We start from the raw sequence: 16,953 nt of genomic DNA, 5'->3' as shown, positions 1-16,953 counted from the left end.
AAGGAGACGTGATGGATAAAATTAATCAGGTTAAACAGCTGGTCAGCGAGATCAATCGTCTGCATCGTCAGTTTTCGCAAGATTATTTTGAAACGGGCAAAATCGACAAGCTTAACTTGTCGAGAACAATTAAACAGGTTCCTGCGCATCATATTTATCGTTATCGGCTTACGTTGCACGAAAGTATCAACGATTATTTAATGGTGGCAGATATTGATATTAAATATTTTTACCGCGTAAAAACGCGTGAAAGTATTGATGACAAAATGGCTCGATTTGCCAGCCGTGAGGATCAGTATCCTGTTAATAACTGGATGAATGATATTTTTGGCGCTCGTATCTTATTAGAGGCAAAAGATATAAGCCAAGTACTGGATTTAATGGATAGTTGGCAGGACGAGTTTGGGTTAAAAAACTGGTACTTACGCGATAAGCCGGGTTACCGGGGATGGCATGTTTACTTTAAAAACAAAAGTAACTTCTATTTTCCGTGGGAGTTGCAAATTTGGGATGAAGTCGATGTGCGTAGCAACATTGCCAGTCACGAAAAATTTAAGCGGAGTTTTATTGATGATATCACTCCGCAGGTTTAAGGTTGGAAGCTTAGCTTGCTAAGCGCGTTTTGGCTTGTGCGACTTGCAAGCGCACTTGTGCCGGTGCGGTGCCACCTAAATGATTGCGAGCATTGACAGAACCTTCTAAGGTTAATACCTCATAAACATCTTGTTCAATCACTTCACAAAAGCCTTGCAAGGTCGCCAAAGACATATCCGCTAAGTCTTGCTTGGTTTTAACGCCATGGGCAACCGCTAGGCCTACCGCCTCATGCGCATCGCGGAAGGCAAGACCTTTGCGGACCAGATAATCGGCCAAATCCGTCGCAGTAGCAAAGCCATTGCGCGCGGCACGATAAGTATTATCGCGTTTAACTTCTAATGCCGGCATCATGTCACCAAATGCACGTAAACAGCCCCGAACCGTGTCGATAGTGTCGAATAAAGGTTCTTTGTCTTCTTGGTTGTCTTTGTTATAGGCTAAGGGCTGAGATTTCATCAGGGTTAACAAGCTGACCAAATGGCCATAAACGCGACCGGATTTGCCCCGCACCAGTTCTGGCACATCAGGGTTTTTCTTTTGCGGCATAATCGATGAACCGGTGCAAAAACGATCTGGTAAGTCAATAAACTGAAATTGCGCTGATGACCAAAGAATAAGTTCTTCAGAAAAGCGGGTTAAGTGCATTATAAAGATGGCGGCCCAACTCGCAAACTCGATAGCAAAGTCACGATCAGACACCCCATCTAACGAGTTTTGACACACACGATCAAAGCCCAGTAGCTGTGCAGTATATTCACGATCGATTGGGTAGGTGGTGCCAGCCAGGGCGGCTGAGCCTAAAGGCAAACTGTTTACCCGTTTGCGACAATCGAGCAAGCGCTCCTCGTCACGCACTAACATTTCATACCAGGCCAGCATGTGATGACCAAAGGTGACCGGTTGCGCGGTTTGTAAGTGGGTAAAGCCGGGCATAATGGTATCGGCTTCGCGTTCAGCTAACTCAACTAAACCGGCTTGTAAACGACGCAGATCCTGTTGAATTAGATCAATCTGGTCACGCACATATAATCGAATATCGGTAGCGACCTGATCGTTACGCGAGCGCCCGGTATGTAGCTTTTTGCCGGTCACACCAATCATTTGCGTTAAGCGCGATTCGATATTCATATGAATATCTTCTTGCTTAATCGACCAATGCATTTGATCGTTTTCGATTTCACTCCAAATATGTTCAAGGCCTTTGATAATGGCATCTTCTTCTTTCGCCGTTAGCACGCCAACTTTGTAAAGCATACGTGCATGGGCGATCGAGCCTTGAATATCTTGCTTGTACATACGCTGATCAAATTGGATGGACGCGGTGAATTCTTCTACAAACGCGTCGGTCGCTTCAGTAAAGCGACCGCTCGACAGTTTTTCTTGGTTGATATTATGACTCATGACATCTCATTTATAGATTAAGGTAGGGGGCGGCGCATTTGTTCAGGATTGACGGGCAAGCGCATCGGATTGCCAATGCGTTCGTAAGCCACATTCAAACGCTGATGAATCATTGCGGCATAAAGCTGCACATCCATGCTGCCAACCAGCGGCTCGGCGACCGGTAATCCACGCCAGTCTACAAAAATGACGGTCGGGGTAATGTCAGCACGGTACATACGAGCAAAGTCAAACTTTGACAGGCTTTCGCTTGGTGAAAATACAATTTGACGACTATTGTCGGTGCTGACCTTCCGCATATACATCGCGTAGCCATCATAAAGGCCACCGCGCATCATCGGGGTCAGTACTGCCGCATCGACCTGGCTGCAGAATTCGCAATGGTAAGCGGTGAACATAATCATGATCGGAATATTTTTTTCACGCGCTTGTTGCGCCACAAAATGGAAGTTGTCCATCTCCGGCAATAGGCTTGCTTGCGCCTTTTGATCGCAGCCGGCTAGGAAGCCCACCGCGAGTAGCATAGCGATCCATTTTTTAAACATGTTCTTGTCCTCCTATTATTGTGTTTTTATTTTAACGAAATTTGCGCGCACTATTTGAGTAAAATGTATGGTACGACTAAACAAAAGGATAACCCATGAAAGATCAGTTGCGTATTGCTACCCGAAAAAGTCCCCTTGCCTTGTGGCAAGCTGAGTTTGTTAAGGCTGAGTTAGAGAAAGCTCATCCTGGCCTAACGGTGACTTTGGTGCCAATGAGTACGCGCGGCGATAAAATTTTAGACGTGCCTTTAGCCAAAGTAGGTGGTAAAGGCCTGTTTACTAAAGAACTAGAAGAACAAATGTTGGCTGGTCAAGCCGATTTAGCCGTGCATTCAATGAAGGATGTGCCAATGGTATTGCCAGAAGGTTTTGCGTTAAGTGCCATTATGGCGCGTCACGATCCATCCGATGCGTTTGTATCTAATAAGTATGCCAGCTTAGATGAACTGCCACAGGGCGCTATTTTAGGCACGTCGAGTTTACGTCGCCAAGCTCAATTTCAAGCGATGCGTCCGGATTTAGAGATACGCTTTTTGCGGGGCAATGTTGGGACTCGTCTGGGTAAGCTTGATGCCGGTGAATATGATGCGATTGTATTGGCGACCTCAGGCTTAGAGCGTTTAGGGTTAGACGAGCGGATTCGATGCAAAATGCTTCCCGAGCAAATTTTGCCCGCTGTGGCTCAAGGCGCATTGGGGATTGAAACCCTGGCTGAAGACACCGACACTCAAGCTTTGATTGCGGTATTAAACGACCCGGCGACTGAAACGGTAGTTAAAGCCGAGCGTGCCATGAACCGCTGTTTAGATGGCGGCTGTCAGGTGCCGATTGGCGGTTTTGCCTTGCTAGAGAATGACCAGGTCTGGTTACGTGGTTTGGTGGCTGAGCCGGATGGTTCACGAATGATCAAGATGGAAGGCCGCGCGCCGGCTTCGCAAGCGGAAGGCTTGGGTCGCCTAATTGGTCAGGCATTACTAGAAGCCGGTGCCAAGGAGATTCTAGCTAAGCTGTATCAACCAGAGCAATCAGCCTAAGCTGGGGCGTCAGTTGATTTCGTTGCTCAATACCCGTCCACAACCCCAGGCATTGACTCGAGCGATTGAGCAGGCCTGGTCGTCAGAGGTGCGGGTCATTGAAGCGCCATTACAAAAGCTGGTTGCCTTGCCTTTAGAACAGAGCTTGAAATCATCATTTAGTTGGTTAGATGCCGATATTTGGGTGTTTGTAAGTGCCAATGCAGTGGCTTTTTTTAGCCAAGCCTTGCAACAACATCAGCTGCCTTCACCACCCAGTGAGGGTAAGGAAGGCGCTGAAGGTGTGGCTTTGGTGGCGGTTGGCCAGGCGACATGGCAGTCATTAGCGTCACTAGGCTGGGCGGGTTTACAACCGATACCGCAACGCTACGACAGTGAGGGCATGTTGGCGCTGCCCATTTTTAACCAGGTCAGTGGCAAGCGAGTCGCGATCGTGCGCGGTGAAATTGGGCGTGATTGGCTGGCTGAGCAACTCAGCCAGCAAGGCGCGGCCGTGCGTTTTTATCCGATTTATCGTCGCGATGCTTTGCCATTAGATCAGGCCGCTTGGCAGGCCTGGTTAGCCCCGTTAAGTGAGCCAAGCTCCAGCTACTGGGTGCTATTGACCAGTCAAGAAAATGCCCAGATTTGGTGGCAACATTATCAGGCCTGGTGCCAATTAGCTAATGACAAGGTGGTTGTGGGTGTGATTGCACTGACCCCGACGATTGCCGATTGTTTAAACAGGTTAGGTTTCAATGGCCCGCAGCGGGTCTGTGAAAATGCATCGCAATCGAGTATGCTCAATCAAATAAGACTATTGTTAAGTCGCCCCCTTCACGAGGAGAATACACCATGAATGAACCCATTACCCCAAAAGCAGAACATCATGTTGTTGAGGGGGAGTTTGTTGAAACCGATGCCGCGACCACTCAGCCAAAACAAGCTGAGAAGTCCAAACAAGCAAAACCCAAATCGCTATTGCGTAATCCTAAACAACCCTGGTTGGCAATGTTAGCCATGACGGGGATTTTATTAGGTGCGACCAGCTGGATTGCCTTGGAGCAGCGTACAGCGAGCTTGTATGAAATGGCTCAAGCAGGCCTGGCATCAGATGCGGTTCTTGAACAGCAGTTGGAGCAGCAGATTGCGCCACTGTTGCAAAAAATTGCTTATCAACAACAAAAAATAACCGCGCTGGAAAACTGGCAGCAATCGTTTCAAGGCGGTGCGCGTTCGTTTTTACGTGATTATGAAACCTTAGAAGCGCAACTTGTTGAAATGCAAGCCTTATTGGCGCAGCATGCACAAGACATTGCTAAATTAAGTGAGCAAAGTGCGCCTGCAATCGCACCTCCTTCTGTTCCAGAAACTTTAGCGGAGGTGACGCCGCCCGCGGTGAGTGTACCGGATATTGATAGTGATGCCATTCAAGCTGAAATGCAAATGGCACTCGGTCATCTAAATCAAGAGTTGTCCGAAGCGCAAGGACAGTTAGAACAAGGCTTGGCGCAGTTACGCGCCGAGGTCCAGCGCCTACAACAACAAGCGGATCAGGCGTTAGCAGGCCTGCAAGCCTTAACGGAAGATCCAGAATGGCAGGCGGGTCAAGCAGAATTAGCGAATCAGTTAGACCAGTTTCAACAGCGTTTAAGCGAGTTAGTCAATGAACAAGCGCAATGGCAAGCCGATTGGTTGGCTAAGTTAGCACCCGAAGTCGAAACAATCGTGACCGAGATGACACCGACCTTTGAGGGTCTGCTAAGCCGATTCAATAACCTGTTCACCCTAAAAAAAGTGGAACCGACGTCTAACGAGCCGAACCAAGAGCAAGGAGCGACACCATGAAACTCTTAATTTCTTGGGGTTTGTTTTTCGTAGTTGGCGTTGCCTTAGCAAGTTTAGCAGTACTTAATTTGGGTGAAGTGGTGTTGCGTTGGGAGCAATGGGAACTTACCACCAGTTTAGGCTTAATCCTTGCGCTGTTAGCGATTGGATTGGTGGTGTTTTATCTGTTGGTACGGCTATGGGTTGGGCTATGGAATTTGCCACAGGCCTGGCGGAAAAGACGCCAGCTCAAACGCTATCAGCAAGCCCAAACTAGCCTAACAAAAGGACTAATTGCCCAAGAGCTGGCCGATTGGGCGCAAGCTGAAAAACAATTAATTGCCACGGCCAAGCTGTCAGAAAATGGCGTAATGCATTATTTGGCTGCGGCCAAAATGGCGGATGCGCAACAAGCCACCGCGCGCCGTGACCAATATTTACAGCAAGCACGCCAGCGTTACCCTGAAGAAGACATTACCATTGGATTAGTCGAAGCGCGATTATTGACTGCACAGCAGCCTGATACTGCGCTAGTTATTTTGGCAGAGCTTCAGCGTATTCATACAAAGCATCCTGTAGTGTTACAGGATTATTGGCGCTTGTTGAAGCAGCAACAGCGGTTGGGGTTAATGATTAAAATCTGGCCAAGTTTGAAAAAATACGCCGGCCTATCGCGAGATCAGCTCGCCAATCTTGAACAAGAGTTGCTGGTTATGCAAATTCAACAAGCGGTCGATTTGCCCTCACTGACGACAATCTGGGACGGTTTAGCGCATCGTACTCAGTTGCAACCGGTTGTACTGACTGAATATGTTAAAAAAGCACTTAGCTTTGAACATGACGCGCCACTGGCGCAGCTGATTGAGAAGGCGCTTAAAAAACAATGGGACGAGTCTTTAGTCTATTGGTACGGACGCATCGAATTTGGTCCGGCATTTGATCGTTTTAAGCGGGCGCAGGCCTGGTTAGAGGCGCATCCGAACAGTGCCGTGCTGTTGCTAACCTTGGGGCGTTTGGCCTGTCAAAGTCAGCTTTGGGGACAGGCACACCATTTTTTCAATCAAAGTTTAGCGCTCCAGCCAGAACTGGAAACCTATCATGCCCTTGCCCATTGCTATGAGGCTGAGGGTGAAGACAGTCAGGCCGCACTCACCTACAAAAAAGCCCTCGCACAACTGCCCTATTCGGCGCAGTATTAATCCAATCTTTCCATCCCTTCTTGGCACCTATTACCCCACAAATTTTAGGGTAATAGGTTTTTGTTGCAAATAGCATTAATTTTTATTTGACATGGTGAAAATGATTCATTAACATAGCAAAACAAAATTGAGGTTTATTATCATTTACATTTTATTAATTGCTTGATATTGGATTAACCTGTGAATAACTTGCCACAGAACAAAGCTGAAAAACCTATGCGCAGTATTGATAGTCAGGCGTTATTAGCCGGCCAAAAGCTGATTACCATTCAGCATGGCCAGCATCAATATGTATTGCGTTTAACCAAAGAAAACAAACTGATCTTAACCAAGTAGGGACTAGCCATGACACAGCCAACCCAGAAGCAGTCAACTCATACACCGCAGATTCACCTTGCCCTCTCCGAAGCAAAATTGGCTGAACTATTTCGGCTGGGTGTGTTGTGTGCCGCTGATGTGGATTGTCTAGACGTTGCGAGTCGCGATCAGGTGCAACGCCTCTGCTTACAAACCTGTGCCCAACAACTCTGTCGAGTCTGTCCGTCGCGCGAAACCTGCTCAAAAGGCCAAGGTTGCGCAACCACGCACACGGTTCATTGGGTCGGCATCTACGCCAACTAACCTTTAACAACCATTTAAAACTATCTAAGAACGAGACTCCAGCCAGCAATAGCAAGCCAGGTCAATAACAAAGGAACGATAATCATTATGTCTACTCCAAAACTTGCTCTAAAAACCCTGGTAATCAGTATGGCCGCTGCGATGGCCGCGCCGGTATTAGCCGACAGCAAACAACTCCCGCGTATTGATGTGGTCGGACAAGGTGAAGATGCTATTACGAAACAACCGGGTTCGGTAGCCATTGTGACTAAAGAAGATTTGCAAGTAATCCAAGCCACATCTGTTCAAGATGCGTTAAAAACTGTTCCAGGGATTACTATTCGTGACGAAGAAGGTTACGGCTTCATTCCTAATATTGGTATGAGAGGATTAAATCCAAATAGAAGTCAAAAAGTTTTAGTACTTGAGGATGGTGTGCCAGTTGCTCCAGGTCTTTTCCTGGCGAACGAATCTTACTATAGCCCTCGCATTGAGCGAATGGAAAGAATTGAGGTACTGAAAGGTGCCGCAGGGTTACGTTATGGACCAACAACTATTGGTGGTGTGATTAACTATATCACCAAAATACCCGAAGATGGTGTGGCGGTTACGGCAAAGGCTGGTTCGCACGGATATCGTTTAATAGGATTAGATGCGGGCGGTTCTAATCCGTCTGGTGATGCTTTTGGTGGTATTAGTATTGTTAAATCTCAAGGCGACGGATTTAGAAATAACGGCTTTGATATGACGGATATTATGGTTAAAGGCGGTATGGCTATTGGTGATAACCAAATGGTAAGTGCAAAGTTTTCGTTTTATGAAAATGAAATAAACACGTCTTATGTTGGATTGCGACCAAATGAGTATAAGAATAATCCAACCAAAAATCCCGCGCCAAATGACTACTTTATTACTGATCGAAAATCTTTTGATGTTAATCATGAGCTACAAATCAATGCAAATACAAAATTAAATACTTTAGTTTATTGGAGTCAACTAAATCGTGATTACTGGCGTCAGGATGTAACAGCTAGGTCAGCTGATGGAACAACTTTTAGAACCTGTGATGGTGTAGTAACTTGTACTGGTGGTCGCAACAGAACGTTTGAAATGATGGGGGTTGATTCCCGTTTGAACGTAACTCACGATGCATTTGGTATGCAAAATGAGAGTGAAATCGGGGTGCGATTGCATTCGGATTCCTTAAGTAACAAACGCGTAAATGGTAGATCACCTAATGCACGATCAGGGGTCTTGGCATCAGATGATACGCAAAAAGCAAATGGTATTGCTTTGTACGGTCAAAACCGATTCATTGTCAGTGATACTGTAGCGGTCACGCCAGGTCTAAGGGTTGAAACATACAGTCAAAGTCGTAAAAATGAATTAACTGGCGCGTCTGGAACTTCAAGTAATACTGAGGTTTTACCTGGCATTGGTGCAACTTGGCAGATAGTTCCTCAGGCACAGGTGTTTGCTGGCGCATTTAAGGGTTTTTCACCCGCAATGGTTGCGACAGCAATAAGCTCTGGAGGCGTTGATCAGGAGTTAGAAGCGGAGCGTTCAACAAATTTTGAAATGGGTATTCGTGGCGCAGTTGATCGCTTGTCTTATGAAGCGACTGCATTTCATATGGACTTTGAAAACCAAATTGTTCCTCAATCAGAAGCAGGAGGCGTTGGTGCTACATCTACTAATGCAGGTAAAACACTTCATCAAGGTTTAGAGGCAGCGTTAGCATTTGACTTTGGTTTTGGTTGGTCAGCGGATATGAATGCCACTTATATTCCAGTATCAAAATACAACAGCACAAAAATTGTTGCTGGAGAAGATCGCAAAGGAAATCGTTTGGTTTATTCACCTGAATTGACTGCAAACTTTGGCGTTAATTACTCAACAGGTGGCTTAAAAACACGATTAAGTGCATATCATGTATCTGCTCAATTTGTTGACCCTGAAAATACCAGGGCTGAAAGTACTGATGGTCGTCGTGGTGAAATTCCAGCATACACAACTTTCAATTTAAGTGCTAAATATGACGTTAATAAGCAGTTAAGTTTGTTCGGTGTGGTAAGAAACTTGACCGATGAAAAATATATTTCTGGGCGTAACCCAGATGGTATTTTTCCTGGCGCAGAACGTAATTTTGAGCTAGGTGCGCGTTACAAGTTCTAAACCACCAGGTTTACACATTTTGGGGGTCGCTTTGATGACCCTCAGCCCTATTTTTACCTATAATGAATTGTAGGCGTTTTGCCATACCTATTCATGAAGGAGAACCCTATGTTAAAACCAGAAATGATTGCAAAACTGAACGAGCAGATCACGGCCGAGATGTATGCCTCGAATCTGTATCTGCAAATGTCAGCCTGGTGTGAAGAGCAAGGTCTATCAGGTGCAGCGGCGTTTTTCCGCCAACACGTGCCAGAAGAGCTTTCGCATCGCGACAAGTTTATTGATTACTTAATCGAGTGTGATGCCCCGGTGACGGTCGGTGCAGTGGCTGCGCCGCCGACCGAGTTTAAAAACCTGGTGGATATGATTAACAAAGCCTTTGAGCATGAGCTTAAAGTGACCGCGTTGATTAATGCGATGGCTGAAATGGCGTTGGATTTCAAAGATTTCAACACCTTTAATATGCTGCAATTCTTTATTGCTGAACAGCGCGAAGAAGAAGTCTTGTTCCGTGGCATTTTGGATCAAGTGAAACTGGTCGCCTTCAAAGGTGAAACCGGCGAAGCTATGTATCTGATTAATCAGTACTTACAGCGTTTGGCAACGACCCATAGCCACTAATTTGTGGGTGTGTTTCTTTTCATTGTGTTGTATCCTCCGTCTTTAGTCATGACCGCTAAAGATCTTTGACCGAGCCTAGCGCTCGGTTTTTTTGTTGAGATCGCTTATCGCAGCATTAACCAAATCGTAAACACGAGCCCTAGCGCATAGAACAACATCGTCAATTGCACCATGCGTTGATTGGCTTTGCGACTATTGAGTTTTTCAAACCGAGGATATTTTCGCGCTTGAATAAAGCCAATCCACAGCGCCGCTAGACTGCCAAAAGTGACTAAAATCCCTAAAAACAATGTTGCTAACATGAATAAAATCCTCTGAACCTAAACCGCGTTATATTATGCAATCTGAAATGGTAAAATAATGACAGTTTTATTATGGAGCGCAATCTATGAGTGATGCGAATGGATTAGTAGGGGATGTGGCCGCGAGTCAGCTGGGTAAAGCAACGCTTTATCCGCAGAACTATGATGCAGGTTTATTGTTTCCTATTCCGCGTCAAACTAAGCGTGATGAGCTGAATATTAGCGGCCAAAAACTGCCCTTTACCGGTGTTGACGTATGGAATGCTTATGAAATTTCATGGCTTAATCCAAAAGGGAAGCCGATGGTCGCTATAGGTCAGTTTATTTTACGTGCCGATACACCCAATATTATCGAATCCAAGTCGTTCAAGTTATATCTTAACTCGTTTAATGCGAGTCGTTTTGATAGTCAAGCTGCGGTGGCACATATTATGGAGCAGGATTTATCGGCGGCGGCCGGTGGCAAGGTGAAGGTGCATTTATCTAGCCTTAATCAAGAACCTTGCTTGGTGTCTGATATTGATCGTGCGGAGTGTTTAGATTTTCAAGATTTGGACATCGACACCTACCAAGTCAATCCTGGATTTTTGCGTGCCGGGAATCAATATGCTGAAGAAGCCTTTTACAGCCATTTGCTGAAATCCAATTGCCTGGTGACCGGTCAGCCTGATTGGGGTACGGTAGTGATTCGATATCGCGGTCCTAAGATCGATCGCGCGGGTCTGTTACGCTACATTATTTCGTTTCGCGATCATAATGAGTTTCATGAGCAATGTGTGGAGCGGATGTTTTGTGACATTCAACGTCAGTGCCAGCCAGACGCACTAACGGTGTACGCGCGTTATGTCCGTCGTGGCGGCTTGGATATTAATCCGTTTCGTAGTAACTTTCAAAGCGAAGCGGTGATGCCGCGTTTAGTGCGGCAGTAGTTTAAAGCTGACGTTTGTTTTAAGGTCGTGGCATCGCAAAAGTGTCACGGGTATAGCTGTAATCGTCACCACCTAATTTGCCGATGGCATCAAGTCGTGTGCCATCAATCTTGCCCTCCTGGTTGATCACCTCTTCAGCTAAAAAAATGCCGACGACATCTAATAAGATTAAGCTGCCCCCCGCCGGTGCATTGGACAGAGTTTGAATGCTGTTTAGGCGACACTCATAGCGAACCTTAGCGGCAGCGACACTGGGTGGGCGAACTTGCTGGCTGGCGATGGCCGTGACCTGTGCGACTTCAAATTCATTGATGTCATTGGCTAGATTGGCACAGGTGGCATTCATCTGTTCGGCGAGGTCTGCGCTGACAATATTGACCACGCATTCTGGATGGGCTTGAAGATTGGCCAGGGTGTCTTTGGCGTGGTGTTGGCGCGGTGCAATATGGCTGATTGCCAGAATCGGCGGATTCACGCTGGCAACGGTAAAAAATGAATAGGGGGCGAGGTTGGCAATACCTTCAGCATTAAGAGTGCTAACCCATGCAATGGGCCGCGGTAGAATGGCGTCAACCAGATACTGATAAATTTGTCCTGCTTCGAGTTGTTCGGTGTGATGAAACATTAAGCTATCCTGGTTTGAGGGTGGGTAAAATTTAAGTGCGCCTGGCTATCTTTTTTAACTACAAATTATGATAATGCTATTTTGGTCAAAAATTAAGGATGGCGTATGACGCGCGTAAAATTACCGCTGATAGCGGGGCTAGGTTTAGTCGTAATAAGCATAATCGGTTTTTTTGCGGCTAGTGGCTGGATTGGCCAGGGTGTCAAAAAACAGGTTCTTGCTTATGAAGCGCAACTGATTGCCCGAGATGATGTGCGAGTGAATCGCTTTGACTATCAACCAGGCCTGCTGCAAGGGCAGTTGCATTATGATCTTGTTTGGCAGCCCACCGTTGATTCGCCGGCTTATAGCTTGTTTCTTGAATTAAGGCCTGATGGACAGGGTATTGCTTTGCAAGGTCAGTTGCCGGTTAAACAAGGCCCTTGGTTAGGTCGTTCGGTGACGCCCTCCGGTTTGGGTCTCGCCAGCACCCATTATGACATTCCATTGCCAGCCAGTTTGCGTCCTTATTTACCCCAATACCCAGGGCAGCGCCCTTTAATGGCTATTCAGGCCTATGCTGCACTCAACGGTGAACTCGTTGTGCAAGCGAGGTTGATTGATTATCGCGGTCGCTTAATTGATCCTGACAGCCAAGAATCGGCCAATTTAGTCTGGGAGGGGGGCCAGCTTAAGTTGCGGTTTGCTGATGACCTCACTCAGATGACGGCAGATGGGCGTCTAGCGATGCTTCACATGGATATGGCGCAAGAGGATTTGAGTATTCAGCTTGATGACATTCAGTATCAACATGATTTAACCCGTGCGGCGCCTTATTTGTGGTTGGGCGATATTGCCGCGCGAGTGGGCGAAGTGCGCTTTGCTGATGATGCGGATAAATTAAGCATTCAAAAAATTCAGCTTGTGGGCGATTCTAAGGTTGTCAATAACAAACTCGATACCCAGGTGCGTTATGAGCTTGGCCCAACAGCCTTAACGACCGATGACACGGTGTTTGACTTCGCAGGCGCTAGCATAGTGATGGCGTTACGTGATTTGGACTGGCAAGCTTATCAAGATTTAATGCTGGCGGTGCAACAGTTAGATAAGTTGGACGAACAAGCGCTTATAAATGCGGTTCAGCGCTTGCTCGCAGCGGGGCCGAGTTTCCATCTCGATGAATTGCGTCTGCGCTTGACGGACACAGAACACTTAACGGCTAAGATGTTGTTGGGCTACCAGCCTAATGTGGCATTAGATTGGGATGGTTTAACTAATCTAAGTGAGGCACTGACTCAAAATATTCGCTTAAACCTCACGGCAGGCATGACGCGTCCGATGTTGGATCGTTTAGCGTTAAGCTTTTGGCCTTTCAATGCCGATGAAACAGAGATTACAGCGCAACTTGATGTCAGTATCGCCGAGATGGTGGCTCAGAATTATCTGCAGCAAACGGGCAGCGATTTGGCGCTTGCTCTAGCCGTTGAACAGGGTCAGGTCAAGATTAATGGCGAGGATTTCTTACCTGTTGAAGATGCGATGGCACTAGTTGATTTAGCGGCTAATTTAATGGGTTGGGCGCTCGATACTGAAACGGCACATTCACAACCAACTGGCTCGGATGCTACAGGATTAGCAGGCCTGCTAAATTATGCTGCGTCACCTTTATATGAATATGTTGAGTTGGCGGCTGATTTTGCACCTGATCCAACGGTGGTGACGCTACAAGCCGGTGGTGATCAGGACGTGAGTGTGATCACGCAATGGCAATGTTTAGGCTATGTCAATGCCAGCCGTCCGGATGTGACGTTAAATTATCGTGCGGGTCAGTTTGATTTATCTATTTATGTGTTGGGCGGGCTAACCGATACCACTTTAATTGTGCGAGATCCGAGCGGTCAATGGCATTGCAACGATGACTATCCAGGTTTAGCCTTGGATCCCGCACTGGTGTTTACTCAACCCCTATCAGGTGACTATGCGATTTGGGTGGGCTTACACAGTGATAATGTGGCCGATGTCGAGTTGCGTTTTTCAGAAATAGGCGTGGGGCAGTAAGCTGTTACCTATAAGCCCGCTTTTAGCGCAGATTGTTGCGACTTTGGCGCAAGCACCAGGCCTGGTGTTGCAGGCCGAACCGGGGGCGGGTAAATCCACCGCCGTGCCGTTGGCGTTATTAAAAGCCGATTGGTTAGCCGGCAAGAAAATTGTCATGCTGGAGCCGCGCCGATTGGCGGTGCGTTCGATTGCGAATTATTTAGCGGCGTTATTGGGCGAACAGGTGGGGCAAACCATTGGTTATCAGATTCGGAATGAGCGCAAGGTGTCGGCGCATACCCGATTGGAAATTGTGACCGAGGGCATTTTAACGCGCCGTGTGCAGTCCGATCCTGAATTGTCGGATGTGGCGTTGGTGATTTTTGATGAGTTTCACGAGCGTTCGATTCATGCCGATTTGGCACTCACCTTGTGTTTAGAGGTGCAGTCGGCCTTGCGCGATGATTTAAAACTCTTGGTCATGTCGGCGACGATTGACACAGATCAAGTGAGTGCGTTTTTAAATAAAGCACCCATCCTAAAATCCGAAGGTCGCAGTTTTCCGGTCGAAACCCATTATCTTCCACAGGCACTGACATCCAGTCATCCGAACGACTGGTTGCCATCGCTAAAACAGCTGATTAACCAAGCGCTCAAAACCAGCCGTAAAGATGTGTTGGTGTTTTTGCCGGGGCAAGCGGAAATTAAACGCCTGCAGGCTTTATTGCAAGATCCGCTTGCACCAGGCCTGGTGCTGTGTCCGCTATATGGTCAATTATCCACCGATCAGCAAGAAATCGCGCTGGTATCGGATCCGCAAGGCCGACGCAAAATTATATTGGCGACCAATATTGCCGAAACCAGTTTAACCATTGATGGCATTGATGCCGTCGTCGATTCGGGCTGGGCGCGAAAAGCGGTGTATGATGTGTCCAGCGGCATGACCCGTTTGGTGACGCAACGGATTTCGCAAGCCGCCGCCGAGCAGCGTAAAGGCCGTGCCGGTCGGGTGATGCCCGGGGTGTGTTATCGCTTATGGTCGGCGTCGCAGCAACAACAGATGGCAGAATTTGAGGCCGAAGAGATCACGCAAAGTGATTTGTCAGATATGTGTTTGGAGTTGGCGTTATGGGGGGTGAACTCACCGGCCGAATTACGCTGGCTGACCTCACCGCCGCCTGCACACTATGCTGCGGCGAAAAGCCTATTGGAACAGTTGCAACTCATAACTTCAGCGGGCAGTTTGACTGAGCTGGGTCAGGCGGCGCAAGGCTTGGGGCTGAATGCGCGTTTAGCGCGAATGTTGTTAAGTGTCCAAAACCCATCAGTCGAACAGCAAACGCTGGCGTTGGATATTGCCGCACTCTTGGCGGAGGGCGATATTTTACGCAATGAGCCGTCGGCGGATTTAATTAAACGCTTAATGGTATTGCAGGCGTATCGGCAAAACCCTAAACAAGCCAAACAGGATTACGTCATTCAAATCGCCGCCATTGAGCAGGCATTAAAAAATGCTGACAGTTGGCGTAAACAACTCCGCTTATCAGCACCAAAACTGCTAAGTTTGGCGCAAATCGAAACCGAAAGCGGCGCGCTAGTTGCTTTAGCCTTCCCCGACCGTATTGCGCAGCGACGCAAAGGTGATGAGCCGCGTTATGTGTTATCTAATGGCAAAGGCGCGTTATTAAAAAATGAAGATCCGTTAGGTCAGCAGGCCTGGTTGGCGATTGCGAATCTCGACGGCCAGCGCCAAGAAGGGCGTATTTATCTGGCGGCGCCGTTAGATTTAGCGAGCATTGAACACACCTTTTCAGCACAGATAGAACGCCATATCGGGTTGCGTTTTGATGCCAAAAAACGCGAATTAATCGCCAGCGAGCAGCGCCGTTTAGGCAAGTTGGTATTAAGCGAAAAACCGACCGACGCCATTAAACCGAGCGAGTTTCAAACCGCGTTATTGGCGGTGTTGGCCAACCATTTGGATTTATTGCCGTGGACTGACGCGGCGCAAGACTATTTAACGCGATTACGTTGGTTGGCGGATTTAAGTCAGACCGCGAACGCCGACTGGCCAAGTTACGACCAGGCCTGGTTGTCGGCCAATATCGACCGCTGGTTAGCGCCTTATTTATCGGGCATCAGCCGCATTAAAGAACTGCAAAAGTTAGATATGGTGGCGATAATGCACAGTTTGTTAGATTATGATCAACAGCAAGTGTTGGAGAGCGAAGCCCTCGGTTTTACCATGCTCCAAGCGATAAAAAAGTCGCCATCGATTATAGTCAGCCAAAAATTGCCAAAGTATCGCTCCAACTGCAAGAGGTATTTGGCGAGTTAAGTTCACCGCAATTGGCCTGGGGGCAGGTTAGCTTGACATTTGAGCTTCTGTCACCGGCACGGCGGCCGATTCAAACCACCGCTGACTTAGCTCACTTTTGGCGCAACTCCTATTTTGAGGTGATTAAAGATATGAAAGGCCGTTATCCACGCCATCGCTGGCCGGATAAACCGTTGGACGAAAAACCCGGCCGCTCAATTAAGCCGCGCCCAATCACCTAAAATTTCTTGGATCCGCTGTGGATTCGGGCGCATAAAATAAGGGTAGTCCGCCGTGCTGCCATCACTAAGTGCGCTCGCACAGGTTAGCCGATAAAAATCTTGATCGTCGGCGCTATAAAAGTGGACTAACTCCATTATTTTAGGCGGGTTATCGTTGGCCCCGTCGCTGGTTTTTAGCCAGCCCTGTTCCAAATTGGCAACCTGTTCGCTGCCAAACTGAATACGCTCAATTTTATATTGCCCTGCCGAAAGGGTTTGCGGCGTATCGGACAGATAGCGCAGTTCTATCCGGCAGTGTTCACGCCAATGGTTAAATTGGCGACCGTTATAGCCTTCACCGTCCTGAAAGACAAACCGCAGTGTTCCAGGTGCAAAGTGTAAATCGGCTAATAGGGTTAGTTGAAGGGGCGCTTGCAACCCATAGTTTTTCGGTGTATCCACTAATTGACATGCCGTCAAAGTCGCCAGCGCAACCCCTGCCAATAAACTGATTTTTAATCGACGCATAATGACTCCAAATATGCCTGCCAATCTTTTATTTACT

Annotated in this window: 18 protein-coding genes; 13 read left to right on the top strand and 5 right to left on the bottom strand. The window is 47.4% G+C overall.

Annotated elements, in window-relative coordinates; translation table 11 throughout:
* The first annotated feature begins 11 nt into the window (after nt 1-11).
* Nucleotides 12-593, top strand: coding sequence for a nucleotidyltransferase family protein (locus tag THIAE_RS10145; protein WP_006460081.1), 582 nt, complete (start codon nt 12-14; stop codon nt 591-593).
* 10 nt (nt 594-603) lie between these two features.
* Here THIAE_RS10145 and argH read toward each other — a convergent pair whose 3' ends face one another.
* Together argH and THIAE_RS10135 are read right to left on the bottom strand one after the other, a co-directional pair.
* Nucleotides 604-1,998, bottom strand: a complete 1,395-nt coding sequence (argH, locus tag THIAE_RS10140) for an argininosuccinate lyase (RefSeq protein WP_006460082.1) — start codon at nt 1,996-1,998, stop codon at nt 604-606.
* 17 nt (nt 1,999-2,015) lie between these two features.
* Nucleotides 2,016-2,543, bottom strand: coding sequence for a thioredoxin family protein (locus THIAE_RS10135; RefSeq protein WP_006460083.1), 528 nt, complete (start codon nt 2,541-2,543; stop codon nt 2,016-2,018).
* A gap of 95 nt (nt 2,544-2,638) precedes the next feature.
* On the opposite strand from THIAE_RS10135, the gene hemC reads away from it, so the two are divergent.
* From hemC to THIAE_RS10095, 8 genes are all read left to right on the top strand, one after another.
* Nucleotides 2,639-3,577, top strand: coding sequence for a hydroxymethylbilane synthase (gene hemC, locus THIAE_RS10130; protein WP_006460084.1), 939 nt, complete (start codon nt 2,639-2,641; stop codon nt 3,575-3,577).
* A 13-nt stretch (nt 3,578-3,590) separates the two neighbouring features.
* Nucleotides 3,591-4,415, top strand: coding sequence for a uroporphyrinogen-III synthase (locus THIAE_RS10125; RefSeq protein ID WP_006460085.1), 825 nt, complete (start codon nt 3,591-3,593; stop codon nt 4,413-4,415).
* Nucleotides 4,412-5,404, top strand: a complete 993-nt coding sequence (locus THIAE_RS10120) for a hypothetical protein (protein WP_006460086.1) — start codon at nt 4,412-4,414, stop codon at nt 5,402-5,404. Before THIAE_RS10125 ends, THIAE_RS10120 begins: the two co-directional genes overlap by 4 nt.
* Nucleotides 5,401-6,582, top strand: a complete 1,182-nt coding sequence (locus THIAE_RS10115; protein WP_006460087.1) for a heme biosynthesis HemY N-terminal domain-containing protein — start codon at nt 5,401-5,403, stop codon at nt 6,580-6,582. Before THIAE_RS10120 ends, THIAE_RS10115 begins: the two co-directional genes overlap by 4 nt.
* 180 nt (nt 6,583-6,762) lie before the next feature.
* Nucleotides 6,763-6,918 carry a hemin uptake protein HemP gene (locus THIAE_RS10110; protein ID WP_006460088.1) on the top strand — a complete coding sequence of 52 codons (156 nt, stop codon included), beginning with the start codon at nt 6,763-6,765 and terminating at the stop codon, nt 6,916-6,918.
* Between the two features lie 9 nt (nt 6,919-6,927).
* Entirely contained in the window at nt 6,928-7,203 is a 276-nt protein-coding gene (locus THIAE_RS10105) for a hypothetical protein (RefSeq protein WP_006460089.1), read from the top strand.
* Between the two features lie 87 nt (nt 7,204-7,290).
* Nucleotides 7,291-9,357 (top strand): TonB-dependent receptor family protein, encoded by a 2,067-nt coding sequence (locus THIAE_RS10100; RefSeq protein WP_006460090.1) that lies wholly within the window; start codon nt 7,291-7,293, stop codon nt 9,355-9,357.
* A gap of 108 nt (nt 9,358-9,465) precedes the next feature.
* Complete coding sequence (locus tag THIAE_RS10095; RefSeq protein WP_006460091.1) at nt 9,466-9,978, top strand: ferritin; 513 nt, start codon at nt 9,466-9,468, stop codon at nt 9,976-9,978.
* 104 nt (nt 9,979-10,082) lie between these two features.
* Here the strand turns inward: THIAE_RS10095 and THIAE_RS10090 are convergent, their stop codons facing one another.
* Nucleotides 10,083-10,280 carry a hypothetical protein gene (locus THIAE_RS10090; RefSeq protein WP_006460092.1) on the bottom strand — a complete coding sequence of 66 codons (198 nt, stop codon included), beginning with the start codon at nt 10,278-10,280 and terminating at the stop codon, nt 10,083-10,085.
* 86 nt (nt 10,281-10,366) lie between these two features.
* Between THIAE_RS10090 and queF the strand changes: the two genes are divergently transcribed.
* Nucleotides 10,367-11,209 (top strand): NADPH-dependent 7-cyano-7-deazaguanine reductase QueF, encoded by an 843-nt coding sequence (gene queF, locus THIAE_RS10085; protein ID WP_006460093.1) that lies wholly within the window; start codon nt 10,367-10,369, stop codon nt 11,207-11,209.
* Nucleotides 11,210-11,228: 19 nt separating this feature from the next.
* On the opposite strand, the gene THIAE_RS10080 is transcribed toward queF, so the two are convergent.
* Complete coding sequence (locus THIAE_RS10080; protein WP_006460094.1) at nt 11,229-11,834, bottom strand: flavin reductase family protein; 606 nt, start codon at nt 11,832-11,834, stop codon at nt 11,229-11,231.
* A gap of 105 nt (nt 11,835-11,939) precedes the next feature.
* Between THIAE_RS10080 and THIAE_RS10075 the strand changes: the two genes are divergently transcribed.
* Genes THIAE_RS10075 through THIAE_RS10940 form a run of 3 tightly spaced genes read left to right on the top strand, consistent with a single transcriptional unit; the run spans nt 11,940 to nt 16,409 of the window.
* Entirely contained in the window at nt 11,940-13,871 is a 1,932-nt protein-coding gene (locus tag THIAE_RS10075) for a YdgA family protein (protein ID WP_006460095.1), read from the top strand.
* A 43-nt stretch (nt 13,872-13,914) separates the two neighbouring features.
* Nucleotides 13,915-16,188, top strand: coding sequence for an ATP-dependent helicase HrpB (gene hrpB, locus THIAE_RS10070; protein ID WP_051418497.1), 2,274 nt, complete (start codon nt 13,915-13,917; stop codon nt 16,186-16,188).
* Nucleotides 16,122-16,409, top strand: coding sequence for an ATP-dependent helicase C-terminal domain-containing protein (locus THIAE_RS10940; protein WP_084332777.1), 288 nt, complete (start codon nt 16,122-16,124; stop codon nt 16,407-16,409). The genes hrpB and THIAE_RS10940 overlap by 67 nt, the downstream gene beginning before the upstream one ends.
* On the opposite strand, the gene THIAE_RS10065 is transcribed toward THIAE_RS10940, so the two are convergent.
* Nucleotides 16,383-16,916, bottom strand: a complete 534-nt coding sequence (locus THIAE_RS10065) for a hypothetical protein (RefSeq protein WP_006460097.1) — start codon at nt 16,914-16,916, stop codon at nt 16,383-16,385. The two genes, THIAE_RS10940 and THIAE_RS10065, sit on opposite strands and share 27 nt — an antisense overlap.
* Nucleotides 16,917-16,953 lie beyond the last annotated feature (37 nt).

The sequence above is a fragment of the Thiomicrospira aerophila AL3 genome (assembly GCF_000227665.2).
In the GTDB taxonomy this organism is placed as follows: Bacteria; Pseudomonadota; Gammaproteobacteria; order Thiomicrospirales; family Thiomicrospiraceae; genus Thiomicrospira; species Thiomicrospira aerophila.
The sequence above is the reverse complement of the archived record's forward strand: the minus strand, read 5'-3'. Positions and strand labels throughout refer to the sequence as shown.

Bases quoted from the DNA above. Each gene is read 5' to 3' on its own strand.
- THIAE_RS10105 (WP_006460089.1), top strand. From the start codon at position 6,928: ATGACACAGCCAACCCAGAAGCAGTCAACTCATACACCGCAGATTCAC.
- THIAE_RS10115 (WP_006460087.1), top strand. From the start codon at position 5,401: ATGAAACTCTTAATTTCTTGGGGTTTGTTTTTCGTAGTTGGCGTTGCC.
- THIAE_RS10075 (WP_006460095.1), top strand. From the start codon at position 11,940: ATGACGCGCGTAAAATTACCGCTGATAGCGGGGCTAGGTTTAGTCGTA.
- queF (WP_006460093.1), top strand. From the start codon at position 10,367: ATGAGTGATGCGAATGGATTAGTAGGGGATGTGGCCGCGAGTCAGCTG.
- argH (WP_006460082.1), bottom strand. From the start codon at position 1,998: ATGAGTCATAATATCAACCAAGAAAAACTGTCGAGCGGTCGCTTTACT.
- THIAE_RS10100 (WP_006460090.1), top strand. From the start codon at position 7,291: ATGTCTACTCCAAAACTTGCTCTAAAAACCCTGGTAATCAGTATGGCC.
- THIAE_RS10135 (WP_006460083.1), bottom strand. From the start codon at position 2,543: ATGTTTAAAAAATGGATCGCTATGCTACTCGCGGTGGGCTTCCTAGCC.
- hemC (WP_006460084.1), top strand. From the start codon at position 2,639: ATGAAAGATCAGTTGCGTATTGCTACCCGAAAAAGTCCCCTTGCCTTG.
- THIAE_RS10120 (WP_006460086.1), top strand. From the start codon at position 4,412: ATGAATGAACCCATTACCCCAAAAGCAGAACATCATGTTGTTGAGGGG.
- THIAE_RS10090 (WP_006460092.1), bottom strand. From the start codon at position 10,280: ATGTTAGCAACATTGTTTTTAGGGATTTTAGTCACTTTTGGCAGTCTA.
- THIAE_RS10080 (WP_006460094.1), bottom strand. From the start codon at position 11,834: ATGTTTCATCACACCGAACAACTCGAAGCAGGACAAATTTATCAGTAT.
- THIAE_RS10095 (WP_006460091.1), top strand. From the start codon at position 9,466: ATGTTAAAACCAGAAATGATTGCAAAACTGAACGAGCAGATCACGGCC.
- THIAE_RS10145 (WP_006460081.1), top strand. From the start codon at position 12: ATGGATAAAATTAATCAGGTTAAACAGCTGGTCAGCGAGATCAATCGT.
- THIAE_RS10065 (WP_006460097.1), bottom strand. From the start codon at position 16,916: ATGCGTCGATTAAAAATCAGTTTATTGGCAGGGGTTGCGCTGGCGACT.